Genomic DNA, 24172 nt, shown 5'->3' on the forward strand with positions numbered 1-24172 from the left:
TTAGATATTTTGACATGACTGCTCTCCTCAATTCATTGCCACCAGCTATTTAAACGTACCAGTGACTATGATGGAAAGCAATTAATAAAAAAGAGGAAAACTGATTTTCTTTCAGTCTTCCTTAATGTTTATATAACTATCTCTATTAATTTGTAATGTAAAAATCCATACAGGTGGATACCGATATCCACAAGTAGTTATTACCCCGGGTTTACCTAACTGATATGGAAATTCATTTTACAATTGAGGGATAGATAAGATTATAATCAGCTATATAAACACATCTTTTCGCGCATAAAAATATGTTAGACTTATATATGGGGGGTTATCTAGTGGAGAATTTAAACAGTTGTTTATATAAGCTAGAGCTACAAGACCTAGACAGAGCGGCAGAAGTTATAATGGAAGCGTTCAAAGATTATCCTTTTTCGATGTTAAAAAAATAAAAAAAAGTTTAGTACATAGAGGAGAAGGACATAAAATGAGGAGCGGGAGCATGAAAAGGATTGGGATTCGAGTTATTATTCTAGCATTACTAATTAACATTCTAGCAGCTAATATTGTACTAGCTAACGCAGGACCGACTTACTGGCAGGGCTATCCTGCTTCAGAAATCCTAGTTGTTGATGAAAATAGTCCAATTAAAGTTATCAGAGAGAATTTAGTGTTTGATTTGCGTGATATTGACAGACTTGATTTTGCAATACATGGACAAGTAACAGCTACCTATGAAATGCTCAATACATCTAGTAACTCACAGTCAGTGCAAATGGCGTTTCCATTAGTCAGTACGATTAACAATTTATATAATAGTGATATTATTGTTCAAGTTGATGGAGTGGATATTCCTTTCGATGTATACGCTGGTGATGATGTGAGTACATTTGGGAACCGTTTTAACGGGAGCATTGATGAACAATTTTCATTTGACAATATTGTTAAAGGAATTACGAACAAGAAGTATCAGGCTAAGAATTTTGCAAAAGGACAGAAGGGTACACTATATAAAATTATAGTTCAATCGACAACTGAAGATAGAGTCAATTTTGCAATAGATTTAGAATATGACAGTGAAAAAACAAAGATTCTCGCAGATGGGTTTAACAGCTATGGTGGAAGAGAAAGTAAAGTAACCCTCGGTTCGAGAGTATCTGAGCCAAAAGAGTTAGAGGTATTTGTGCTTGGTGACCCTGTTCAACTAGAGGTATCTGCTGATATTGATGGGAAGCAAAAGCAAGAAGGAGACTTTAATCTGTATGAAATTATTGAGCAAGAAGTTGAATTAGTACCATATCTTATTAGTCTCATGGAAAAGTATCAAACTGTTAACTATAGACATCAAGATGATAACACAAATATGTCTTCGGAGCTATGGAAACAACAGCTCTATAACGTGTATGCAGAAAACATTGATAGAGTTTTAACTCAAAATAACGGATTTGCTATGAGTCGTGAATTGTTAGATGTAAACAATTACAAACGAATATTTACGATAGTTTATACAGTTGAATTCCCTGCAGAGGAAAGCAAGTACGTATCTGTAAGCTATAAGGTAGCAAGTACAATGGATCAAACCCAGACAGAAAAACCAATGTATAGATTTGATTACCTTTTGAACCCTGCGAAAAAGTGGCTTGAGTTTGAAAATTTACAAATCGAGATTTACACACCTGAAGAAGCATCTTTCATTGTAGAGAGTAGTATTGCTTTAGTTAAGCAAAATGATAGATTCTATAAGGCACACCTTGACACATTACCAAACCATGATTTCTATTTTATAATATATGAAGATAAAGAATTGGCATTTAAGAATACAGCGTATGGAGCCATAAAAAATAGTTCTGGATACTTAATTCCTGGCTTCGTAATCATGGTAGCTATATTTGTCGTGTTTTCCATATATAAAAGAATGAATAGGAGAGACTTGCGTGTTAATAAAAAATAAGTTTTCGGTTATCTGTATAATATTCACGGTGTTAACAATAACATCTAGTGCTTGGAATCTTTTGAATGGAGTTACAGAGGCAGGGCATTTTCATATATTGTTACGATTTACTATTGCTGCACTAGCCATTGGTTCGTTATACATATTTGAGTGGTTCAAGAAACTACCATTTTACGCAACTCATATTATTCACTATATAGCAACAATGAGTGCTGTGTTTTTATTGGTTTGGATAAGCGGCTTTATTGTGGAGCTTCACCCTGATGCTTATCGTGACATATTTTTTAATTACACAGGGATATATATCATTATAACGATAGTGGAAGTGGTATATTTTCAAATTAAAAGAAGAAAAGAAAAGTAAATAGTTAAATAAGGGGAGAAATTCATGCTTAAAGTATTTGAAGAAGAACGGCAAGAAGAGATTGCACGATTAAAAGATAATACTACAGAAAGTTTTTTTACAAAGGAAACAATTGCCGACTTACCAGATCCAATAAAAAAATATATGCACGCTACAGGATATATTAATAAGCCAATTATGTATAACGCTGATGTAGTCTGGAAAGAAAGCTATATCAAATTACAGCCAGACAAGGACTGGAGTCAATTAGAGACGAGACAGTTTAACTCAATAAACCCAATTGTCAGGATTGCGTATATGAAGTTTTTAACAATGCCTGTTACAGGCAGGGATATCTATCGAGACGGAATAGGAGAGATGAAAGGAAAACTCTTTAATTTTATCCCTATTATCAATGGTAAGGGAAAAGAGGTGTCTCAGTCTTCGTTAATAACCGTATTTTGCGAATTTTTATTTATTCCATCATATATTTTGGGGGACTATGTGACTTGGGAAACAGTTGACAAAAACACAGTAAAAGCGCGACTAATAAACAATGGATTTGATGTTACGGGTTTGTTTCATTTCGATGACGAAGGCCTGTTTACTAGATTCGAAACAAATGATAGATATTACGGCTATGGAAAAAAATCAAAAAAAGTAAAATTCTCAGCAATAGTTGATAGTTATCAAGTGGTAGATGATATAAAAATTCCATTGGACGTAAGAATTGTATGGCACTCGGAAGAAGGTGACTACGAATACTACAAAGGTACAATTGAAAAGATAGTATTTAATGTTAACCAGTAAAAAGCAAGAGCGTCTGAAATTAGAAATAAGCTTGCGAGGTATAACCATATGAAGTGAATCGGCAAAGATGAATTTTTTAAACCTAGAAAGTGGTGGAATATTGGAATATAAAAAGCTAACTATAAATAACTTGGAGGAAGTAGCTGCATTATATAATGAACTGATGTACTTTATACAAGAGAAAACAAAAGATGAGTACTGGGATTTTACTGAATTAACAATAGAAAACACATGTAAACGTTTAATAGACTACATAGATAACCCTGAGCAAACGGTTTTTCTTGCAAAAGATGGTGAGGAAGTAGCTGGATTTATAGCGGGAGAGACTATAAACTGTCACCTTCCAATATCAAGTGTGAAAAAGGTTGGGTATATCTCAGCTGCATTCGTTAAACCTGAATATAGGGGAAAGGGCGTTATGAAAAGTCTCGACATGTTAATTACGGACTTCTTCAAAGATTGCGGGTTAAAGTATGTAGAGTTAAGCTTTATTTCAAAAAATCAATTGGCTAGGGATAGCTGGGCAGGCATCGGATATACAACCTTTAGAGAGCAAGCAAGAAAGAGGATTGGTAAAGATATGGAGTTCATAAATTCGTTTAGACCGATAATTGATAAAAACAGTAAAATACTCATTCTAGGTTCTATGCCAGGGGTACAATCCCTCGCTAATCAACAATATTATGCACATCCACGGAATCATTTCTGGAATATTCTATTCAACCTGTTCGATTTACCACTAAGCAATGAATACACAGAGCGAATCAAACTTTTACACGATAAAGGAATTGCTTTATGGGATGTACTAGAATCATGTACACGGGAAGGAAGTCTAGACTCAAAAATAAAGCATGAAAATGCTAATGATTTTCATGCTTTATTTAAAGAGTATCCAAATATTAGAGCGGTGTTATTTAATGGTGGGAAGGCGTATACGGCATTTAAGAAGCATGTAGGATTAGATTTTAATAACCTTGAATTTATCCAACTGCCATCTACAAGTCCAGCGAATACAATGAATTTCGAAGAAAAGCTTATTAAGTGGTCTTTTATTAAGAAGTATTTTTAAGAGAATAGATTAGGGGGCGGAGAAAGTGGTATTGATTCCTTTTGGCTTGACCTATGTTCCAATGACGAAGTTAGCGTTAATAAATTTCGAAAAAAGTCCAGACAGCGTTTATAAAGGGCTAGAGCCACAATATTTCAATGATGAAAAGCATGGTAATGGATATCGAATAATAGCGTACCGTAATGATGGTTATGTAGACGTATACGATGATATTAATCTAAAGCGTTTTGACGATGAATCTTTTGACGTTGTAGGTAAAGGTTTATGTGAGAAGAAAATGGTTACTATTGAAGATGTGATATTTGAAAAAAAGGGGTACTGCTTTCACCTTTCATTTAAGTTTACAGATAAACATGGGAGACTTATAGTTGCTAATATTAAAGAGCAATCTACTAGAAAGTCCAACGGTATAAATCTCCTAGCACCAGTTGGTAGTTCTTCAGAAAAACCGACATATTTACCACTGTTCTTCTTATATGATTTTGATTTCGTTAGAAAGCATAGCACAGTAGTTGAGTTAACGATAGATGGTAAAAAAATAGAACAAGATAATTTTCTGGCACCATTTCCTAAAGATTTTCAGTGGAGGTATTTTACTCGATACACCCTTGATTGTCAGATTGTAGAATTTGCAACTGCTAAAAAGTCCGTTCTTGAAGAATGCGTACTAGATAAATCTGGTGTCGTTGGACGGGGTCCACTTGAATATCAATACAGAGATACTACTTTAGTGAAAATTAAATTGAAGGATGCTAAACATCCACTGACTGTAGAATTTGACCAAGGCTTAGCCGATATTAGGAATTTAGACGATAATAAAGAACATATCGATACATTTAAGATTACTGCTGATAAAGGAGCAGGGTTTGTTTCAGGCAAATATTCGATAATAAAAGATGCTAATTCAGTAGTAATAGAGATGACACCATCTGATGGATGGACTCCAGAAACTAATTCTATTTTAACAAAGATATTGTTTACAAAAAAATCTTTGTTTTGTAGCTGGCCAAAGACTTATAAATATATTCAAAAGATTGATTTAGATACGTTAGAGTCAGATGCTTATTGGGAAAGAATTAACTAGGGAAGAAGAGAGGAGTAGTCTACATGAAGTATACAGAAGCTAATTTAGGACGGATATTTATATTGAGGTTGGAGCATGGTGATCGGATTCCAGATGTAATCGAAGGATTTGCAATAGACAAACAAATCGAGTCAGCAATTGTGCATTTTTTGGGCGGGGCTGACACAGGAAGTAAAGTGGTGGTTGGACCAGAGGAAGGAGCGGCTGCTACCCCGCGGCCAATGGTTACAGAATTATTAGGAACAAGCGAAGCCGTAGGCGTTGGAACATTATTTCTTAATGAACAAAATAAGCATAAATTACATCTTCATGCCGCATTTGGACGGGAGCGAGAGACTATAACAGGCTGTACGAGAGAGGGTGTGCAGGTATGGCATATTGGTGAGGTAGTAATATTTGAATTATGCAACACAACTGCAAAAAGAAAAGTAGATTTAGAGACAGGATTTGAGCTTTTAGAAACGGAATGATGGGGTAGATTATTACTGAACAAGGGTAATAAAAAAACAAAGATTTGAGGTATCATATGAATCAGCGAAATAAACAAACAATAATTGAAGTTGTTGAAGAAACTGAATTAATGCAATTATTGCTAGAGAAGCTTCAAGGGAAAAGTCGCAATAACATTAAATCGATCCTAGCCCGTGGGCAAGTTTCGATAAACAATAAAGTAATTAACCAGTTCAACCACATTGTCAGGCCTGGACAGCAGATTGCAATCAATTGGAGCCAAGAAGCGCAGCCTGAGGGTTTAAAGATTATCTTTGAAGATGAATACCTAATTGTAATTGAGAAAAGTCATGGGTTATTATCAATGGCTACTGCCAAAGAAAAAGAGCAAACGGCGTACAGCATTTTAAGTAATCATGTAAAAAAGAAAAATCCGAAAAACAGGATATTTATTGTACATCGACTAGATCAAGATACATCGGGGATTATGTTGTTTGCAAAATCACAAAAAATAAAAGATCAGCTCCAAGAAAATTGGCAGGGAATAGTTCAAGAACGAAGCTACATCGCTCTAGTTGAAGGTATAGTGGGAAAATCGCAAGGGACAATTACATCGTGGCTGGTTGAAGGAAAAAACATGATAATGTATTCAAGTCGTACGCCTAATGGTGGGAAGAAAGCAATTACGCACTATAAGGTATTAAAAACTAAAGGTCGTCATTCCCTTTTAGAAGTTAATTTAGAAACGGGACGCAAGAATCAAATTAGAGTTCATATGCAAGATATAGCCCATAGTATTGTAGGAGACAAGAAATATGGGGCGAAGACAAATCCTCTAAAGCGATTGGGATTACATGCGCGCGTCTTAGCGTTTAAACATCCTGTTAGCAACAAATTAGTCCGATTTGAAACTCCGATTCCTCAAGAGTTCTTAAGTTTGTTCCAATAATTCTAAAATAGCGCAACACATTTGTAACACTTTAATCATCATATATTAAAATTTTAATGATAAAATGTATGTAGAGACATGTAAACAAATGTGTTTACTGTGCTATTCGAAGACGTGCGACCTATTAGCAATGTATATGGAGGAGTAGGCGTGGAACCTTACTACGTGTCAACAGAAAGACTTAATAGAGAACAGGTTATGGTGGAATATAATCGCTTAACAGAGGACAAATTAATTACTCAATTATTAGAAGCTTCAAACACCATGTTTATGATACTTAATCCATATAGGCAAATAGTGCTTGCTAATAAAGAGCTACTTAAAGTGTTGAATGTAGAAACAAGTGATATTATTTGCAAAAGACCTGGAGAAGCATTGCGCTGTATTCATGCGGAGAAGCTGGAAGCAGGCTGTGGCGCTAGCGGATTTTGCAATGAGTGTGGAGCTTTTAAGTCAATTATAAAAGCAATACACGGTGAAATAGTAGAAGCAGAATGTAGAATTACTAGTGATAGAAATGGAAAGAGAGAAGCATTTGATTTAGCTATCAAGGCACAGCCGATTACCTATAATAATGAGAACTATGTTTTGCTATCGGCGCTAGATATAAGCAACAAAAAACGCAGGGAAGTACTTGAGCGAACATTTTTTCATGATGTCCTAAATACTGCGGGAGGCGTATATGGATTATCCTATGAGCTTAAAGATTGTTTAGCAGAATTGGGCGATGAATACTATGAGATAGCTGATATGATGCATGTATTATCTGGTAAGCTTATCGACGAGATAAAATTCCAGCAGCAATTGTTAGCGGCTGAGAATAATCAGCTACTTCTCGATATACGCAAAGTCTCATTGCAAGAATTTATAAGTACAATAATAGAAGTAACAAGAAAAAATATAGATTCAAATGAGGTTGACATAATACTTCAGCATTGTGATGATATTGAAATAGAGACAGATAGTGTGTTACTACAAAGAATATTGTTAAATATGCTAAAAAATGCTGTCGAGGCTAGCGGGATTGAGGACGTAGTTGCAGTTAATGTCATATTGAATGAAGATAGTGTACGATTTAGTGTAAACAATCGTCAATATATGGATGAAAGTATACAATTACAAGTATTCCAAAGATCATTCTCAACTAAAGGTAGCGACCGTGGGATAGGAACATATAGCATGAGGCTCTTAGGTGAAGAGTATCTGAAGGGTAAAGTTTGGTTTACTAGCAATGTAAAGGAAGGCACAACATTTTATTTAGAGATACCTAAGGAGGGATAGTTTGCGTAATATACTCTTTTTAGTAATAGCGCTGATTGTAATTGTAATAAGCGGCTGCACATCGGAACTAACGGACAAAGAATTAGATCCAAGTGAACAGGGAGTTCAAGAAGGTCATATAGTTGACATTAGCGAAACGCGAATTCTTGTAGTAAGTGATATAACTAGAGAGCAAGCATTTCAAATAACCCAGGAGCAATTACTAAGTAACGGCGTGGGGAAAATGGCAGTCTGGTATAGTGTAGAAGATATTTCAACATATGAAATTGGTCAGCTTGTAAGAGTAAAGTCCGAATATATGCTTGAAAGCTATCCGGCACAATCTGAGGCTATTAAAGTCCAAGTTGTTGAACAACCTTAGTAGTAATAAATTGATGTGGTTTAACAACATTTAAAGCTATAAGAAAGGGGTAACAATGGAAATTAACAGCGGTTTAATAGTTATTCTAATAATAGCGTTAATAGCTATAGTAATTACTTACTTAATAGCACGCCTAACGAAGCGTAGGATAATTAAATATATTCCGTCCATTTTAGTGATATTGTTCGCAATATATTTGCTGGTCAGTGCAAATGTATCACAGGCAGGGTTTGATGCTTTAATTAAGGGGATTTGGGGTGTGCTGCTATTCTATGGCGCAGTAATAGGGCTTATTACTGCTGGAGTACTAGATTTTATAAACAGGAAAAAAAGCTAAAGGAGCTATAGCACATGCCGAAAATTCTTGTTAATGACCTAAATGTATACTATGAAATTCATGGTGAAGGTAGGCCATTGGTTTTTATTCATGGGGCTTGGATGACCCAAAAAATGTGGGACAAGCAAGTTGAACACTTCTCTAAGAACTTTCAGGTAATAACATATGATGTTAGAGGTCATGGGCAAACAGGCGGCTCAAGCTTTAAAAGCTATTCAATTGAATTGTTCGCTGAAGATCTTAATGAATTATTAAAGGCATTAAAAGTTCAGGCTCCAATAGTATGTGGTCTATCTATGGGTGGAATGATTGCACAAGCTTATGCTTCAAGGTTCCCTGAGAATATAAGTGCATTAATATTATCTGACACAGCCGTATCTACAGAGCTAACACTCAACGACAAGCTGTTAAAATATATTTTAGCGCCTAAGTGGATGTTCTTGCTAACTGTAAGGTTATTGGGCATGAAGAAATATACTGATTTTGCCATCTGGTATAGTCGCGTATCAAGAAGTAAAGAGTGGATAGGCGAGGATGAGCAAATCACAGAGTACATTAAAAATGAAATGCTCAAGTACGATGTTACGGAATTTAATAAAATATTTGCTGTATTATATGACTTTAAAATACAACCAATAGACAGGATAAAGTCACCGACGCTAATAATTAACGGGGAGTATGAGTCTAAGTCTGTATTTAAACACGCTGAAAAGATGGAAAAGATGATTGATAAGGCTCAATCAGTTGTTATTAAAGGAGCGGGACATGTGCCAAACCTAGAAAAAGCAGCTGAGTTTAATCAAGTTATTGAGGATTTGATTGTAAAAGAAAATTAGAAATTAGCATATAAAATAAGGCACTCGCAACAGAAGCGAATGCCTTATTTAGATAGAATATTTAGCATTTGCGTTTGGTAGTTTACTCTTTTTAATGCTTATATAGTCGATTTGCAATTTGTACTAATTTTGAATCAATTGCAGAGTATTGAGCTTCAAAAGCACTAAGTATGTCGTTTTGTTCCTTGCGAAGCGCTGGTTCTACCATTTGCATAGATAATTTAATAAATGCTTCGTTAGGTGTTAAATCCTGCCTGGATAGGAAATCAATAGCTTCAAGTGCTGGCGTACCAGCAATATCTTGCAAGAGTCCTTCAATAGCTTCTGGTTGATAGTTATTCCGATAGTCTAACATTGCAGTATTCCAGCGATGGTCTTTGTCTGCCACATTGGTTATACCTGTAAGTATACGTAAAGCGGCTTCTGTTTTGTAGTACTTACTTTCAGCCTTTAACAATTGCCCCAAGCCGTGCTCATAGTTTCCAAAGTGCCCTTCTATACTAGCTATTTGCATATGCTGCCAGTCATTGAGAGAAGCAATTGCTGCCAACCGCTTTAACGTATCATATGCGTTACTAAAATCATCTAAAGAGTAGTAATAGATACTTATGATGCTATCTAAGTAACCAGTGTGACCAGTAATTTTATAAAGACGTTCATAGTATTCAATAGCCTTGTCAAAATCAGTGAAATTAAAACTCTCAGTATAAGCAGAAGTTTCAAAGCTATAGATTTTTGCAAGCATTCTTAATGCATGGGAGTAATTTGGGCTTTCTTCTAAAAGCTTTTCATAGGCTACAATAGCTTTTCCGTATTCTCGATTAAGTAATAATTTATCGGCCTCAAGCAGTTCGCGATTAGAGATTGTAAAGTCTGTATTTTGACTAGCTACATATCCCCTAGAAGAAGTTAAAATAGTTCCATCTTCAGCATGGGCATCAACACCCCAAAAATATTTACCACCTGGCATTGCATAGCCAAATAGAGATTCTGGAGTTGGACCTTGCTTATCAAAGCTATAACCAGTTTGAAACGAGATTAAATCATCCATAGTTACTGTTGCTTGATTTGCGTAATGCTTTTCTAGCGGTCCCTGACCAAAGGAAGTGCCATTGTCAAAATATATGCCAAATCTCAGTGTGTAATAAGCTGCATCTGCTAATGGCTCCCAGCTAAAGTTTATTGTATCATCCTCAATTACTGCGCTATCAATAGGGTAATTAACTGTAAGTGTATCTACTAGAGAAAAGTCCCAATGGTACGTTCCCTCTGTTTCCACTGTGAGCATAGATTGAGGAAAAGCTCCGCCTTTAAGAATTACATCCCCAACTACATCTAAGTCAACGACAAATCCAAGCCCATATTCTCCAGGAGTAACATTATTAAAAGTAAACTCACCGTTATTATCACTTACAGTCCATAAAGCATCAGGCGAGCCGACAGGGAACGAATGTGGGTCATTGTACGGTTGTAGCATAATTTGAATATCAGATAAAGGCTTTCCATGAAGGTTTATACTACCAGTTACAATGCCTACTCCTAGTGAATCTAGGTTATCTAATCTAGCTATCTTATTTTGAATGCTATCTGTTATCTCCTCGTAAAACCTAGATTCAAGTCTAATAGCTTCATGCTCTTGACGATTTCTATCAAGTTCGTATATTTCAGTATGGACTGCTATAGCGTGCTCATAATGCACTTTAGCTAATTCTATGTCTCCTGAAACTGCGTAAAGATCGCCAAGCAGCACATGTAAATCAGGAATTTTCGCTTTGTTGTCTCTATCTAAAACATACTTAAGTAAATCAATGGCCTCAGTATAGTAGCTGTTGTTTCTTAGAGTATACGCAATATCGATAGCAATATAAGTATCAGGCCAACGATGTGTCTCAAAATAGTGCTTTATCGTATTCAACGCATCATCTATACGGTTTCTACTAATTGATTCTAATGCGTCCATAGTAGTTAGCGTCGTGATAGCTCTTTGCCCTTGAAAAGTATTTGGAAATCTCTCTGCAAGCTCTAGATAATATGTTTTTGCTTCTTCAGATACAACACGATTCATTCTTGAATGAAATCCACCTACTGATTTAGGAGTAATCATTAGAAGGTTATTATTCATAGTAATATCAGCGGCTTTCTCTAAAGCTTCAGCGGTTTTCCCGCTGCGTGGAAAATATTGACTGATACGGTCGTAGTAGACTTTTGCAGTCTCTGTTTCACCTTTAGCTCGATAATTATCGCCGATAGCCATCAATGCAGAAGGTAAGAATATATAACCAAGCATAATAATTGCCAACAATGCCCCTATAGTGGTAATAACATGCTTTACTTTAAAGCGAATATATTGTTTCATTATGGATCACCTCTCCTATTGGCTGCTCTTAAATATTATTTGATGTTTTCTGTTCAACACTTAGAGAGCTGGCCATTTGCATTTCTATGATTTGGTAGCGAGGCTGTGGAACGTCGCCAGGCAGTAACAGGGAACTTAGAAACATAAATCCAGCGGCTAGACAAGCAACAGTAACAGCAGAAAATGCTGGCATTGGAATGCGAATTTCTGTTTCCATAAATCTTCTCATCGGAGTTTGTGTCTGTGCTTTATGGCGCATAGCGATAAGCTTTTGTTTCTGTCCATCGTTAAGGGTAATCGATTTTGTATTTTCACTAAATAATTGCTTGATTTTTTGCTTATCCATTACTGAAGCCCCCTGTCTACCAATATTTTTTGCAATTGCTCTCGGCCTCTAGCCAATCTAGATTTTATAGCAGAGTCACTGACGTCAAGTATCTCTGCAATTTCATATATTTTTAACTCTTCGTAGTAATGAAGGTAAAGAACATCACGGTATTTTATCGGTAGTGAAGTAAGTACTTCTCTAACCTGTTCATGTCGATCTTTCTTTTCTATAATTTCTTCAGGCAGCGGGCTAGCGTCCGTTGCTTTAATATCCCAGAGGTACGTGATTTTTTTAAAAAAACTAGGTCGTACTTTATTTTTAGCTTTATTTAAAGCTACGCGTACAAGCCAAGTATAGAGAGAACTATCCCCTTTAAATGTGTAAAGTTTTTCATATAAACCTATAAAGGTTTCTTGCACAACATCCACTGCAAGTTGGCGGTCACCTACAATGGTATAAGCAAGGTGCAGAATTCTATCACCATAAAGTGTGACTATCTCAGCGTAGGCAGCTTCATCATTAGCCTTTAGTCTATTTAACAAATCGTCCCCGGGGCTTACCATAACTTCACGTCCTCTCTTACCACTTAGACACATCATATAGCATTTTGGTTGCAAAATAATTAATAAAATTATTAAAAAAGCAACAAAAAATAAAATAAACAAAAACCTATTGCAATTAAATAACATGCGATATATAATAAGTGTTAGATAACGGTCGATATATAATGAGCGATATGCGAAAATAAGGGAAAACTAACAACTAAATAACCTAACATCTATATAGGAGGAATTTTGAATGCCACCAAAAACCAAATTCGCACAAGAGGAAATCGTAGAAGCAGCTTTTGAAATCGCCAAAGAAGAAGGAATAGAAAGCATCACTATCCGTAAGGTAGCCAGTAAACTAGGCAGTTCAATCGCACCAATATACGTTAACTTTAAAACCATAGAAGAGCTAAAGGAGGCAGTAATACAGAGAATCTTTAAGTTATCTGAAGAGCTTCTAAAGGTTCGCTATACTGACCAACCGTTTTTGAACGTAGGGATTGCAAGCTTAAGATTTGCAAAGGATTATCCAATGTTGTTTAGGGATCTAATGCTTAGTAATAACAAATATCTACAGAATCATCAACCTGATTTAAGTGGTGTATTTCAAGAGATGGGGCAGGATCCAGAACTTGAAGGCTTCACACAGGAACAGATGCTGGAAGTTTTATTTAAAATGAGAGTTTTCACTTTGGGATTGTCTGTTATGGAGGCGAACGGTTTGTTACCAAAAGAATTTGATGATCAAGCAGTAATTGATTTTTTAGCAAGTATGGGATCTGATGTCGTAGCTGCGGCACGTTTAAAGTCTCAAAATAATGACTAAGGAAGTGAGTAATCGATGAATACGGAACAGGTAATTAAGGCCATTGAAGACTCCTTTAGAAAGCAAGTTCAAAAAGACGATAAAGTTCAAAACGCCTATTTAATGGTTCATTGGGAAAAGGCAGACATTCATATGAACATTGCAGAAGGAGAAACCAGAGGTATTACTGCAAATCCACAACAGCCAAACTATATGGCTAGCGTCGGCAAAATATTTACTGCTACCCTAATAGCAATGCTACACGAACAAGGAAAGCTATCCTTTGAAGATCAAATAATAAAGTATATTGATGAAGATATAGCAAAAAAACTCCATGTATACAAGGGTAAAGACTATACAGATCAAATTAAAATTAAGCATTTATTGAATCAAACATCAGGATTGTTCGATAACTTCTGGCCGCTAATAGATCAGATGCTAGAAAACCCAGATTTCAACATGAGCCCTAAGGAAGCAATTATCTGGGGTCGAGATAACCTCGAGTCAAAAGACATTCCAGGGAAAAAACTATACTATACAGACACGAACTATCATTTACTAGGGTTAATCATAGAAAGGGTAACTGGTAAAACCTTTGACCAGGCACTAAAAGAATATTTCTTCCAACCACTTGATATGAAGCACTCTTATGTTCTTCATACATCAGAGCCAATTGAAAAGTGCCCTTATCCAATGGCAGACTTTTATTTCAAAGGAAATAGAATAAATGATTATCAGGGGTACAAGGGGATTGATTATGCTGGCGGTGGCGTGGTAGCTACGAATGAGGACTTGCTGAAATTTATGAAGGCACTGGCAACATATAGGTTAGTGAGCAAAGAAACGCTAGATTTAATGAAACAGGATAAAGCGCGCTTTGGAATAGCAATTGATTACGGTTATAGTATTTGGCAATTTAAAACAATACCAATAATCATGCCTAAGAAGTTTAATTGCTGGGGATGTGTCGGGGCGACAGGTGCCTTTATGTTTTATCATCCAGAATTAGATGCTTATGTAATTGGTAACTTTAACGACGTTTCTTATATGAGTAAAGGTTTAATGTTTATGCTTAAAAAGGTTATTAACAACTTAACAAAGCTAAAAGTATAGCTAAAATAATGGACTGGGGATAGCAAGATGTTAAAAGTAAAAAAGGTTATGGTAAGGATGCTACTAATCGGTTTAGTACTCATATTCTTACAGGCTTCCAGCGCTGTAGCGGAGTCTATAAATAAAGATGATATTACTGTATATCTAGATGAGATAATTAAAGCGCAAATCGAGGAGCATAATATACCGAATTCTACCGTGGCAGTGGTGATTGATGGGCAAGTTGCGTTTATGAAGGGCTACGGTTATTCAGACTTAGATGATTTAAAGGCAGTTGACCCAGCGAATACAATATTTCGCGTCGGTTCCACTTCCAAAGTATTTACATGGACTGCTGTAATGCAATTAGTAGAGCAAGGAAAGATAGATTTAAAAGCAGACGTTAATACGTATCTAGATTTCAAGCTAAATACTAGCTCAGTAACTATGGAACATTTGTTAAGTCATACGGCAGGGTTTGAAGACACTATTACTGATTTGTTCGCAATTTCAGAACATCATTTTCTTAGTTTAGAAGAGTATTTAAAAAAGCATGTTCCAGCACATATTTATCCAGCTGGCGAAGTAATTGCGTACTCGAACTATGGAACTACTTTGGCAGGATATATTGTGGAAAGGGTTTCTGGCATGTCGTTTGAACAGTATGTGGATGAACATATACTTGCACCTTTAGGGATGGGAAAAAGCACATTTGAACAGCCATTGCCAGTGCATCTAGCACCTTTTATGACGAAGGGATATCGTTATATTGATGGAGAGTTTGTCGAGGGAAGCTTTGAATTAATGCCAGCTCCTGCCGGTGGCTTGAGCACAACAGCCGCAGATATGGCTCAATTTATGTTAGCTCATTTGCAAGCTGATGATCGAATTTTACAACCCGAAACATACAAGCAAATGCATAGACAGCTATACAGCCAGCATCCTTACGTCGATGGGATAGCCCATGGTTTTATAGAACAACGGGTGAATGGGCAACGAGCTTTAGCCCACGGTGGCAGTACGATGTTATTTGATAGTGGTATGTACCTGATACCAGAACAAAATATAGGCATATTTTACGCATACAGTGGTGGCAATTATTTATTACATGTAGAATTATTTCAAGCATTCATGGATCAATATTTTCCAGTGGATAATATGGTTGTTCAGGAGTCATTAATTGGAGCAAAAGAAAGGGCAAAACAGTATGTTGGCGAATATCATCCTAATCGGAGAAATATATCGACGGATGAGAAAATACTTGCATTAGTAATGGGGCCGATGACTGTAAAAGCAGATGTAGATGGTTCGTTACTAGTATCTAACATGATGGAGACAAATCGTTTTGTTGAGATAGAGCCAGGGATTTATCGAAATACTAGAGAGGGCATGTCAATGGACCCTTATGGTCAATTCCGTACAATAGTGTTTGATACGACTCCCTATGGAGAGTTACTATTAGTTACAGATGGCGTAATGAGCTATACGAAAGCAGCTTGGAATGAGACTACAGTCTTTACGCTCGGGACGATTCTGATATCGATAATGATATTAATTGGCTCTCTGATATATTGGGTAGCCGCATTTATTGTAAGGAAAGTAAAAGGTAATAATACTCAGGAGACTACTAGGTTAGCTGTAATAGGTCGGTTGGTAGCGATAGCTTTTGCAGTGCTAGTGTTAGCGTTTTTACTAAGTTTTCTAGCAGGTTCTGAGATGGATCCCGTTTACCAGTTGCCAGTAAGTGCCTTTGACCCAGCTCCTACTAGCTTACTAGATTTAATACGACCTATTATGCTGGTTGTTATAGGAATAGCATTGATAGGATTTATGGTACTGATATGGTTTAAGAAGCAAGGGAGCTTAGGAGCTCGTATACACTATACAGTCTTTACAGGAGCGGCAATACTGTTAATTTGGGTACTAAATAATTGGAATTTGTTATAATTGATTTAGCATATAACAATAAGGAGAGCCGATTATTGTGGAGAATATTAACGAAGAAATTGTAAAGGCATTAGACGGCGATGACGGGCGCTTATACCCGTATATACCGTACTTATTACAAGATTTATGGGATATAGGCACGAATCCGCAAACTGTCATTGGGTTGCTAAAGGATAACAACATAGCTATCGGTAAGGATACGCGTGTCTTAGATTTAGGCTGCGGAAAAGGGGCAGTATCTGTTCAGCTTGCCAAAGCATTCGGGGTATCGGTCTATGGAATTGATGCTATGGGAGCTTTTATACAAGAAGCAATAGCTAAAGCTGATGAATATGGCGTTTCAGAACTATGCCAGTTCGAAGTAAAAGATATTAGAGATGTAGTACAAGAGGGCAAATTATACGATATTGTTATCTTTGGGGCTGTCAGCCCAACAATTGTATATGGCAATTATCAGGATGCGATTTCCTCTTTAACAAAATGTATCAAGCCAGGTGGGAATCTGATTTTAGATGACGGTTATATCGAGGATGACTCAGACTATCAGGATAGTAGAGTATGTAAATATAGCGAGTTAATGGGTCTTTTTAGCTCCAATGGCTTTACCTGTATAGAAGAGCGTTATGAAACAGAAACAGTTGATTTAAATGAATATTATACCGAGAGAATTAGAATAAGGGCAAATGAGCTATCGGCTGAATATCCAGAGCAGGCTGAGTTATTTATGGGCTATGTCGAAAGTCAGGAGCAAGAATGTGATATTCTAGCTAACAAATTGGTTTGTGCAACTTGGTTATTTAAATACGTGTAACATTAATCATAACAAGGAAAACTAGGAGGCGATTGGGGTCATGAAAAAGGGGTTACTTTTAATAGCGGTGTTAGTATTCTCTTTAGCTATTTTAGGATGCAATGCCAAAATACAAGAAGAGGAACCAGTTGTAGCGCCGAACGAAGAAAAACCTGCTGCAGAGCTTAGTATCGACGAAGTTCAGGAGGCATACTATAAGGCTGTTGAAGCATACGGATGGTTTGACATGACTACCATGCCTGTTGATTCTACCATGAAAGAAATTGATGGCATGATATACAATCGAGTCGATCATAGTAGCATTAAAACCTATGCTGATCTCGAAGAATACCTACACTCATTATTCGCTTCAGATATTGTTGACAGACTACTGGACCCAAGCTTTAAGCGCTATCGTGATATTGACGGAGAATTGTACGGGATTCTTGCAGATAGAGGGTCTGATATCTTCAAGGGAGACGAAACACTAGAGATTGAGAAAGAGAATGATACCAAATTCGTTTGCATAGTTGAGGTTGAATTGCTTGATGAGGATTTTAAGGTTACAGATTACGAAGCCCATGAATTTGCCTATGAGCTGGTAGATGGTCAATGGGTGTTTACAAATTTTTATATGGTTAGATAAAGAACGCCGCTGAGATAAACTTAAATATTAGCTAGGATCAATCGAGTAGATTGAATTTTAGAATTTGGCAGAAAAGAACAAGAGTAGTTGAAATAGTATTTAAACCTATTTCAACTACTCTTGTTCTTATTTTCACTAGTTAGACATTCCGATTTCTTGCTTGAATTCTTGAACCTTTTGCTGGTTATTTTCTTTGAATTCAGAGACAATGCTATCCATCCAACCCTGCCAGCCTTGAGCATGGACTTCGGGGCTACTACCGATATAAACATCATGCAGCTTTCCGGTCATTAATGAATATTTAGTTAGCTCAGGAAGGTATTCATTCCAATATTGCTCGTAAGTTATACCCAAATCGTTAATAATAGATTCAAGCTGGATCAATGACTCTTGGTGGTTACTAACCTCAAGTCCATCCTCTGAGATTCCAGTTTCTATAGATTTACGCAGTTTTCTTATATGAGCAGTAACTTCATCTTGAGACACTTCTAACCCTAATTCCTTAGCTTTTTGCAAAAGTGCAACCTCACGCAGCTGGTAATCTAACGCTTCCACAAGTGCCTGCTGTTTATCTACACCAAGCTTTTCAAAGTGATCAACTAAGTTTTGAAAGTTGCTTTTGCTTAAATCCGCTAAACTATCTGGAAGGGGGATAGTGCTACTGCTGCTATCATTCATGGACTGGTAGCCTACTGCTAGCAAGCCTATAATGACAATTCCAATTATTAGTTTTTTCATACTTTCCTCCTTGTATAATTGCATTATACAACAATAAGCCACTATATTTTAGCTTACTACACCCTATTACCGTAATATCTTAGTTCACTATATCAATCATTATGTTGTAAGGCTTAATATAATGCACTCCACCAATATACAAAGAGCTAGGCGGCTCACTTGTATCAAATACCATAGTACGTTGCCTTAGTTTTTTGTCATTGCCAGCATCTATTTCTGTATGGTTAATGGTCGTACGTAGTGAGATTTGCTCGGCGCCAGCCATAATCGAAACATTATCTAGAAGTACATTTTCTTCAGTTGCAAAAGTAATTTCCACGCCCCTTGACGTTGTTTCTACACCATAAATCCATAGTTCATTACCACCAATGCTATAGGCATCGTTTGTTTGTTGTGCTAAAGGAATCGTTTTATCAATATCCGCATAGCCGATAAATTCCTCTATTGCCAAGTATAGCGAATCAATCTGCTCGGGTAAAGCATCATAAGTAATTTCAAAGGTAGTCCCACTCCGTACACTACTGCCTAATATATCAATTGCCTCACCGTTAGCAATTAGCTTTATCCCGTGTAAACCTAAGTGCAGTCTGTCGAAGTTATCTACATCTAATTTACCCTCGATTACCGTTGACGTCGGTGTTGCTGAAATAGACTGAAAGCGGATAGTACCTCTATCAACTGTGACGGTTTCTCTGATTGACTGTTTAAGCTGTGTTTGCAAAGCTTTATTTGGGTTATACGGGAATGAAATTGACCCTTCTTTCATAGAATTTGGTCCATCATGCTCTCGGAAATGCAAAGTTAATTTCTTGGCAAATGGACTAACGGAATCAAAGGTCCACGTTCCCTTAAGTTCTGTCTGACTTTCATTCATCATAGACACTCCAGTAAATAAATTCAAATTGGTTAAAAATCCAGTGATTCTAGTCGGAAGCAAGTTGTTATTGGCTTGATTTTCTAGCCCATTATCATTAGACAACGTATAATAGATTATAGTTTGATTAGCGTCAGTCATAATACCATCAATCGTTAATATGGCCCCATCAATTAACTGAGCGCTTTTATCTACAGCTTGACCTAACCCTTGCTCATTCAGTTCCTGTAGCGTTCCAGAAATAATATCATCAAATCCTAAGAGCTTTTTCCCGTAATAGGCAAAGGCGTTATAGTTATAGCCTATGAGCATAAGACTCAGCATGGCTACAGCAGCATATTTCCATAGGGAACTAAATCTCTTTGGCTGTTTACGGCGCTCCTGAGCTTTATTGTTTAAGGCATTTCGCAAGCGACTTTCCATATCTTCAGGTGCTATAATTGCTTGAATTCGTTTTCTTTCTTCTGCTAATTTCTCTTCTAAGTTATCCATCGTTATGCACCTCCAAATTGTTCTTTAAGCTTCTTTAAGCCTTGAAATATTCTTGATTTCACCGTGCCAATTGGGACGTTAGTTAAATCTGCAATTAATTGATAATCTAAGTCGTGAAAGTATTTTAGCTTGATTGCTTCCCGCTGATCGTTATTAAGATAAGAGAGCATTTTTTTTATATCCATCTGGTTTTCAATACTTGTATATGAGTTATCGATAAAATTGCTATTTGAATTAAGTTCTAAAGAATCATCCCAATCATCTATTAGAACGACCTTGTTTTTCTTTCGCAGCAGATTTTTACAGTGATTTACTAATACAGTTTTACTCCAGCTATAGAAAGAGCTGTCTTGTTTTAGCTGATTGATATTCTCATACAGCTTTACTATCATATCCTCCAATGCATCCATTGCGTCATTAGGGTTATGCATATAGGTTAAAGCTAATCTATAGTAGGCATCTTTTTCCGACATAATTAATGTAAGTAATGCTTCCTTGTTACCTTTTTTCGCTTGTTTTACAAGATCGGCTATGTCCATGTTCTCACCCCTCTGCTTATAAGAGTCATCATAATTGAAAAAAGTTCATTTATCAAAAATATTTTTTGCACAAAAAAATACAGAAGCCTTAACTCCTGTATATCGTAAATTAAATTATAAAATGTAGTAATAGTGATCATACCAACATAGAGAGAGTCGGCTAAATATTTAATGTAATAAGTCCGTTATTATGTGCAATTAGGTGTGTTATTTTGCTAATATAGTCATTTCTGCGGCATTCATTGCTTTTGGATAAAGTATTTCTGACATCGTTTTTTCATCAAAACCTTTACTTGAACTACGCATTTGAGAATATGTATTGTTTTCCAACCGTACTATTTCATTGATGATTTTATTTAAATCTGCAACTTCTTTTTTGTGGTTGTAATAGCTATCAATATTAAGTAGATACTCTTGATAAATCCAGTTTGAAGACATGGCTAAGTCCCAAATAATCCCCGTCATGTTGGTTTTATCGTTTCGATGTAGCATGCCGTAGCTACGAGCATAACTAACTAAGGCATTAACATCTTCTTGCAATCTAGATATTTCGTGATTGATTTTAGCATCTGTTAAATCTTCATTTAATAAGTAGTCTAAATTGGCACTATAGACTCTTAATGCGTTAAAGAAACTAGTATATTGATCAAATCGAACTATCTCTGTGGTATTCTGATAATTATTTAGTTTTGTTATTAAATAAGAATTTCCTAATAAAGATATTACAAGAATACCTATTAAAATTGACGCTTTATTCTTCATTACAACACTCCTAATCAGACCTATTTTTTAAGACCTAATACAAAAGTAACATTTTGTTTCATACTAATGAAATATTTAGTGACTTAGATTATAGTTAAGAGAGAACTAGAGTTTAATATTACCTATCGTAGCATAGTTTGGTAGCTTGAGGAAGGTGGATTAATAATGGCATTTAATGTTTGCGACACAGAGGGTAAACATCTTGGAGTTATATACAAATCCTATACAGCAGGATATAAGCATGGTACTGGTATTTACTATGATAGGAAAACAATGCTTGTGGCTTTAACAGATGAAACTATAGAGGATATAATGTTAGATGAGAGCAAAATTATTGAGGAATCGGCTAAGCTCCATAAGTGTATTTCCGTGTTCGGAAGGATTAACGAACAGAGACTAAAGGAAGAACTAGAGTTAAAGTATCAAGCACAGCAGGATACGGTTGGTGAAATGAGCCCTAAAGATTTTATGAAATATCTATTGGTTAGAGATTTATATGAATTTGAGCGAAGTCTCCCAATCAATTTAGACACTTCCAAAATCGAGGGATACATATTGTTAGATATTATGAACAGCGCGCCTAAAGAAGGCCGTATTGAAATTGATTTCGATATTAACAGCTTAAGTAAGGAGAAGTTGAGCGCACAGGAAGCAACATTCGAGGGAGAAGAGCTAAAACCACTTTTCGCTAAAATAGTTAATTATCCACGCCTAAGCTTAGACGTAATGGGAACAGGCGAAGGGCTATTGTTGGGAAGTCTAGCAGATTTAGGTGGCAGAAACCATACCCATGAAACAAAATTAAAAATTCAATCAGGTAATGTAGAACTAGATTTCGCCTTGCCAATGCATGCGTATATTAAAAAAGGAATGGATCTAAAGTTATACTTAAAAGGAAAAAATGTAATTAAGATTTTTTGTGACGGAATTATCTATGAAATGTAGAGGAGCGTATGGAGATGGAAATTAACGCGGAATTAAAAGAGCAGGGTAAGCAGAGCCTAGAAGGTAATTGGGGTTTAGCTATAGTTGCCTGTGTAATAGTTTGGTTACTAACTGCTGCTTTTGTGGAAGGTAGGGCTAATCAAATTACAACAACTTTCAACGACACAATGTCTTTACTAAGCTTAGTTCTGAGCGGGCCACTTGCCTTTGGTCTAAGCAAGATATTTTTGAGATTGAACCGTTCTCAAAAAACAAGCTTTAAGAATTTATTCGATGGATTTAAATATTTCCTACAAACATTTGTATTACATATACTTAAAATGATTTTTGTTTTCCTGTGGCTATTATTATTGATTATCCCAGGAATAATTGCGATGCTACGATATGCGATGGCTTATTATATTATGGTTGATAACCCGGGAATTGGTGGTCTAGAGGCTATCAGACGTAGCAAAAAAATGATGCAAGGACATAAAGGCCGTCTATTCTACCTGTGGTTAAGCTTCCTCGGCTGGTTTATATTTGGAGTAATGACTTTAGGATTAGGGTTTCTATATGTAGCACCTTACTATGAAGCGACAAAAGCGAGCTTCTATGAAGACTTGAAAAAGCATAGAGAAGTTTATGATTCTGAAATTGAGCAATATTAATAGTAAAAGGAGAAAAGCATGATAATACTAGACAAGCCATATGTATCAAAGTTTCTACAAGATACGATAAAGAGGTTAAACATACCTGTTTTAAAAAACGATGCTGTAGAAGAGCTTAAGCTATCTGAAGAGATTCCCTACCTGACTGATGAACAGTTTGTTGAAAAATATAAAGAAGATTCAGGCAAGCTACTTTACTGTAATTCCGAAAACCCAATTAATTGGATTGCTAACAATCTAGCATTTACAAGGCTGCCAGCTATAATCCAACAGTTTAAAGATAAGGTACAGTTTCGAAAGATGTTAGAACCAATGTATCCAGAATTCTATTATAAAAAAGTCCGATTCGATGAATTAGAAGCGTTGGACGTTTCTGAAATGAAATTTCCATTTATCATAAAACCATCTGTCGGTTTTTTTAGCATGGGTGTCTATAAAGTAGTGAGTCGAAAGGCTTGGGTGCATGTTAACAAGCAACTGCAAATAGATGCTTTGGCAATGGCCTATAAATACCCACCTGAGGTTGTCGATGCTAACAAACTTATAATCGAAGAAAACATCGATGGAGATGAATTTGCCATCGATGTATATTATGATAGAAATGGTAATCCAGTTATTCTTAACGTTTTAGAGCATATATTCTCATCAGGTGAAGATGTTAGCGATAGGGTGTATATTACCTCGAAGAATATAATCGAGAAACATTACGACAGATTAATAGAATTTTTTGAACAAATGGGACAGGCTTTTTCTGTGAACAACTTTCCAATGCATGTAGAAGTGCGAATTGATAGGCATGACAACATTCTTCCTATTGAAGTAAATCCTATGCGCTTTGCTGGCTGGTGCACAACCGACTTGGCTCAGCACGCATATGGAATTAATGTTTACGAATATTATTTTATGCAAAAGAAACCAGACTGGAAGCATATATTAAAAGACAAAGCTGGGAAAGTATATAGCATTGTTGTAGCTGATGTACCAAAGGACATAAATATAGATTCGATAAAAGGCTTTGAATTTGAGCTGTTCAAAAAACATTTCCAAAATCCACTAGAAATTAGAAAAGTAGATTATAGTAAACATGGAGTATTTGCTTTTTTGTTCGCAGAAACAGATGAACAAAACATGGATGAAATTGAATATATAGTAAAATCTGACTTGAAGGAGTATATCCTTTTTCAACAGTGTTAGG

The 24172-nt window shown here is 36.1% G+C and carries 26 protein-coding genes; 19 read left to right on the top strand and 7 right to left on the bottom strand.

The window, feature by feature from the left end:
• Positions 1 to 496: 496 nt before the first annotated feature.
• The 11 genes from BHF68_RS13660 (at position 497) to BHF68_RS13710 (ending at position 9465) form a co-directional block, all read left to right on the top strand.
• Positions 497 to 1945: a hypothetical protein gene (locus BHF68_RS13660; RefSeq protein WP_069644238.1), complete on the top strand. Its 1449-nt coding sequence runs from the start codon at positions 497 to 499 to the stop codon at positions 1943 to 1945.
• Positions 1929 to 2309: a DUF6608 family protein gene (locus tag BHF68_RS13665; RefSeq protein WP_069644239.1), complete on the top strand. Its 381-nt coding sequence runs from the start codon at positions 1929 to 1931 to the stop codon at positions 2307 to 2309. The genes BHF68_RS13660 and BHF68_RS13665 overlap by 17 nt, the downstream gene beginning before the upstream one ends.
• A gap of 24 nt (positions 2310 to 2333) precedes the next feature.
• Positions 2334 to 3098, top strand: coding sequence for a DUF6544 family protein (locus BHF68_RS13670; protein WP_069644240.1), 765 nt, complete (start codon positions 2334 to 2336; stop codon positions 3096 to 3098).
• 67 nt (positions 3099 to 3165) lie between these two features.
• Positions 3166 to 4167 (top strand): DNA-deoxyinosine glycosylase, encoded by a 1002-nt coding sequence (locus BHF68_RS15735; RefSeq protein ID WP_084019476.1) that lies wholly within the window; start codon positions 3166 to 3168, stop codon positions 4165 to 4167.
• A 25-nt stretch (positions 4168 to 4192) separates the two neighbouring features.
• Positions 4193 to 5251, top strand: coding sequence for a hypothetical protein (locus BHF68_RS13680; RefSeq protein ID WP_069644241.1), 1059 nt, complete (start codon positions 4193 to 4195; stop codon positions 5249 to 5251).
• 23 nt (positions 5252 to 5274) lie between these two features.
• Positions 5275 to 5721 (top strand): PPC domain-containing DNA-binding protein, encoded by a 447-nt coding sequence (locus BHF68_RS13685; RefSeq protein WP_069644242.1) that lies wholly within the window; start codon positions 5275 to 5277, stop codon positions 5719 to 5721.
• Positions 5722 to 5777: 56 nt separating this feature from the next.
• The gene (locus BHF68_RS13690; RefSeq protein ID WP_069644243.1) at positions 5778 to 6650 is read left to right on the top strand and encodes an RluA family pseudouridine synthase; all 873 of its coding nucleotides are present in this window, start codon (positions 5778 to 5780) and stop codon (positions 6648 to 6650) included.
• A gap of 150 nt (positions 6651 to 6800) precedes the next feature.
• Positions 6801 to 7931 (top strand): sensor histidine kinase, encoded by a 1131-nt coding sequence (locus BHF68_RS13695; RefSeq protein WP_069644244.1) that lies wholly within the window; start codon positions 6801 to 6803, stop codon positions 7929 to 7931.
• Position 7932: 1 nt separating this feature from the next.
• On the top strand, positions 7933 to 8292 hold the full coding sequence (locus tag BHF68_RS13700; protein ID WP_069644245.1) for a YobA family protein: 360 nt from the start codon (positions 7933 to 7935) through the stop codon (positions 8290 to 8292).
• 55 nt (positions 8293 to 8347) lie between these two features.
• Positions 8348 to 8629: a hypothetical protein gene (locus BHF68_RS13705; RefSeq protein ID WP_069644246.1), complete on the top strand. Its 282-nt coding sequence runs from the start codon at positions 8348 to 8350 to the stop codon at positions 8627 to 8629.
• Positions 8630 to 8643: 14 nt separating this feature from the next.
• Entirely contained in the window at positions 8644 to 9465 is an 822-nt protein-coding gene (locus BHF68_RS13710) for an alpha/beta fold hydrolase (protein ID WP_069644247.1), read from the top strand.
• Positions 9466 to 9556: 91 nt separating this feature from the next.
• Here BHF68_RS13710 and BHF68_RS13715 read toward each other — a convergent pair whose 3' ends face one another.
• From BHF68_RS13715 to BHF68_RS13725, 3 genes are read right to left on the bottom strand one after another with little or no spacing between them, the layout of a single operon-like run.
• A complete protein-coding gene (locus BHF68_RS13715) occupies positions 9557 to 11821 on the bottom strand; it encodes a tetratricopeptide repeat protein (protein WP_069644248.1) in 2265 nt (754 codons plus the stop codon).
• Between the two features lie 28 nt (positions 11822 to 11849).
• Positions 11850 to 12167 carry a hypothetical protein gene (locus BHF68_RS13720; protein WP_069644249.1) on the bottom strand — a complete coding sequence of 106 codons (318 nt, stop codon included), beginning with the start codon at positions 12165 to 12167 and terminating at the stop codon, positions 11850 to 11852.
• The gene (locus BHF68_RS13725; protein WP_069644250.1) at positions 12167 to 12712 is read right to left on the bottom strand and encodes an RNA polymerase sigma factor; all 546 of its coding nucleotides are present in this window, start codon (positions 12710 to 12712) and stop codon (positions 12167 to 12169) included. The genes BHF68_RS13720 and BHF68_RS13725 overlap by 1 nt, the downstream gene beginning before the upstream one ends.
• A 235-nt stretch (positions 12713 to 12947) precedes the next feature.
• Here BHF68_RS13725 and BHF68_RS13730 point away from each other — a divergent pair, with 235 nt between their 5' ends.
• Genes BHF68_RS13730 through BHF68_RS13750 form a run of 5 tightly spaced genes read left to right on the top strand, consistent with a single transcriptional unit; the run spans position 12948 to position 17977 of the window.
• Positions 12948 to 13523 (top strand): TetR/AcrR family transcriptional regulator, encoded by a 576-nt coding sequence (locus BHF68_RS13730; RefSeq protein WP_069644251.1) that lies wholly within the window; start codon positions 12948 to 12950, stop codon positions 13521 to 13523.
• 15 nt (positions 13524 to 13538) lie between these two features.
• Positions 13539 to 14615, top strand: a complete 1077-nt coding sequence (locus BHF68_RS13735; RefSeq protein WP_069644252.1) for a serine hydrolase domain-containing protein — start codon at positions 13539 to 13541, stop codon at positions 14613 to 14615.
• Positions 14616 to 14642: 27 nt separating this feature from the next.
• Positions 14643 to 16541: a serine hydrolase domain-containing protein gene (locus BHF68_RS13740; RefSeq protein ID WP_069644253.1), complete on the top strand. Its 1899-nt coding sequence runs from the start codon at positions 14643 to 14645 to the stop codon at positions 16539 to 16541.
• A 37-nt stretch (positions 16542 to 16578) separates the two neighbouring features.
• The gene (locus BHF68_RS13745; RefSeq protein WP_176719948.1) at positions 16579 to 17352 is read left to right on the top strand and encodes an SAM-dependent methyltransferase; all 774 of its coding nucleotides are present in this window, start codon (positions 16579 to 16581) and stop codon (positions 17350 to 17352) included.
• Positions 17353 to 17392: 40 nt separating this feature from the next.
• Positions 17393 to 17977 (top strand): hypothetical protein, encoded by a 585-nt coding sequence (locus BHF68_RS13750; protein WP_069644255.1) that lies wholly within the window; start codon positions 17393 to 17395, stop codon positions 17975 to 17977.
• Positions 17978 to 18112: 135 nt separating this feature from the next.
• On the opposite strand, the gene BHF68_RS13755 is transcribed toward BHF68_RS13750, so the two are convergent.
• From BHF68_RS13755 to BHF68_RS13770, 4 genes are all read right to left on the bottom strand, one after another.
• A complete protein-coding gene (locus tag BHF68_RS13755) occupies positions 18113 to 18715 on the bottom strand; it encodes a hypothetical protein (RefSeq protein WP_069644256.1) in 603 nt (200 codons plus the stop codon).
• Positions 18716 to 18794: 79 nt separating this feature from the next.
• The gene (locus tag BHF68_RS13760) at positions 18795 to 20081 is read right to left on the bottom strand and encodes a DUF4179 domain-containing protein (RefSeq protein ID WP_069644257.1); all 1287 of its coding nucleotides are present in this window, start codon (positions 20079 to 20081) and stop codon (positions 18795 to 18797) included.
• A gap of 2 nt (positions 20082 to 20083) precedes the next feature.
• Positions 20084 to 20620 carry an RNA polymerase sigma factor gene (locus tag BHF68_RS13765; protein ID WP_069644258.1) on the bottom strand — a complete coding sequence of 179 codons (537 nt, stop codon included), beginning with the start codon at positions 20618 to 20620 and terminating at the stop codon, positions 20084 to 20086.
• A 207-nt stretch (positions 20621 to 20827) separates the two neighbouring features.
• Positions 20828 to 21382 carry a hypothetical protein gene (locus tag BHF68_RS13770; protein WP_069644259.1) on the bottom strand — a complete coding sequence of 185 codons (555 nt, stop codon included), beginning with the start codon at positions 21380 to 21382 and terminating at the stop codon, positions 20828 to 20830.
• Between the two features lie 165 nt (positions 21383 to 21547).
• On the opposite strand from BHF68_RS13770, the gene BHF68_RS13775 reads away from it, so the two are divergent.
• The 3 genes from BHF68_RS13775 to BHF68_RS13785 are packed head-to-tail and all read left to right on the top strand — an operon-like array spanning position 21548 to position 24171.
• On the top strand, positions 21548 to 22327 hold the full coding sequence (locus BHF68_RS13775) for a hypothetical protein (RefSeq protein ID WP_069644260.1): 780 nt from the start codon (positions 21548 to 21550) through the stop codon (positions 22325 to 22327).
• Between the two features lie 14 nt (positions 22328 to 22341).
• Positions 22342 to 22977, top strand: a complete 636-nt coding sequence (locus BHF68_RS13780; RefSeq protein ID WP_069644261.1) for a DUF975 family protein — start codon at positions 22342 to 22344, stop codon at positions 22975 to 22977.
• Positions 22978 to 22995: 18 nt separating this feature from the next.
• Positions 22996 to 24171: an ATP-grasp domain-containing protein gene (locus BHF68_RS13785; RefSeq protein ID WP_069644262.1), complete on the top strand. Its 1176-nt coding sequence runs from the start codon at positions 22996 to 22998 to the stop codon at positions 24169 to 24171.
• Position 24172: the final 1 nt, after the last annotated feature.

Source organism: Desulfuribacillus alkaliarsenatis, from assembly GCF_001730225.1.
Taxonomy (GTDB): Bacteria; Bacillota; Bacilli; order Desulfuribacillales; family Desulfuribacillaceae; genus Desulfuribacillus; species Desulfuribacillus alkaliarsenatis.

Bases quoted from the DNA above. Each gene is read 5' to 3' on its own strand.
- BHF68_RS13660 (WP_069644238.1), top strand. From the start codon at position 497: ATGAAAAGGATTGGGATTCGAGTTATTATTCTAGCATTACTAATTAAC.
- BHF68_RS13670 (WP_069644240.1), top strand. From the start codon at position 2,334: ATGCTTAAAGTATTTGAAGAAGAACGGCAAGAAGAGATTGCACGATTA.
- BHF68_RS15735 (WP_084019476.1), top strand. From the start codon at position 3,166: ATGAATTTTTTAAACCTAGAAAGTGGTGGAATATTGGAATATAAAAAG.
- BHF68_RS13685 (WP_069644242.1), top strand. From the start codon at position 5,275: ATGAAGTATACAGAAGCTAATTTAGGACGGATATTTATATTGAGGTTG.
- BHF68_RS13690 (WP_069644243.1), top strand. From the start codon at position 5,778: ATGAATCAGCGAAATAAACAAACAATAATTGAAGTTGTTGAAGAAACT.
- BHF68_RS13705 (WP_069644246.1), top strand. From the start codon at position 8,348: ATGGAAATTAACAGCGGTTTAATAGTTATTCTAATAATAGCGTTAATA.
- BHF68_RS13710 (WP_069644247.1), top strand. From the start codon at position 8,644: ATGCCGAAAATTCTTGTTAATGACCTAAATGTATACTATGAAATTCAT.
- BHF68_RS13715 (WP_069644248.1), bottom strand. From the start codon at position 11,821: ATGAAACAATATATTCGCTTTAAAGTAAAGCATGTTATTACCACTATA.
- BHF68_RS13720 (WP_069644249.1), bottom strand. From the start codon at position 12,167: ATGGATAAGCAAAAAATCAAGCAATTATTTAGTGAAAATACAAAATCG.
- BHF68_RS13725 (WP_069644250.1), bottom strand. From the start codon at position 12,712: ATGGTAAGCCCCGGGGACGATTTGTTAAATAGACTAAAGGCTAATGAT.
- BHF68_RS13730 (WP_069644251.1), top strand. From the start codon at position 12,948: ATGCCACCAAAAACCAAATTCGCACAAGAGGAAATCGTAGAAGCAGCT.
- BHF68_RS13735 (WP_069644252.1), top strand. From the start codon at position 13,539: ATGAATACGGAACAGGTAATTAAGGCCATTGAAGACTCCTTTAGAAAG.
- BHF68_RS13740 (WP_069644253.1), top strand. From the start codon at position 14,643: ATGTTAAAAGTAAAAAAGGTTATGGTAAGGATGCTACTAATCGGTTTA.
- BHF68_RS13750 (WP_069644255.1), top strand. From the start codon at position 17,393: ATGAAAAAGGGGTTACTTTTAATAGCGGTGTTAGTATTCTCTTTAGCT.
- BHF68_RS13755 (WP_069644256.1), bottom strand. From the start codon at position 18,715: ATGAAAAAACTAATAATTGGAATTGTCATTATAGGCTTGCTAGCAGTA.
- BHF68_RS13760 (WP_069644257.1), bottom strand. From the start codon at position 20,081: ATGGATAACTTAGAAGAGAAATTAGCAGAAGAAAGAAAACGAATTCAA.
- BHF68_RS13765 (WP_069644258.1), bottom strand. From the start codon at position 20,620: ATGGACATAGCCGATCTTGTAAAACAAGCGAAAAAAGGTAACAAGGAA.
- BHF68_RS13770 (WP_069644259.1), bottom strand. From the start codon at position 21,382: ATGAAGAATAAAGCGTCAATTTTAATAGGTATTCTTGTAATATCTTTA.
- BHF68_RS13775 (WP_069644260.1), top strand. From the start codon at position 21,548: ATGGCATTTAATGTTTGCGACACAGAGGGTAAACATCTTGGAGTTATA.
- BHF68_RS13780 (WP_069644261.1), top strand. From the start codon at position 22,342: ATGGAAATTAACGCGGAATTAAAAGAGCAGGGTAAGCAGAGCCTAGAA.
- BHF68_RS13785 (WP_069644262.1), top strand. From the start codon at position 22,996: ATGATAATACTAGACAAGCCATATGTATCAAAGTTTCTACAAGATACG.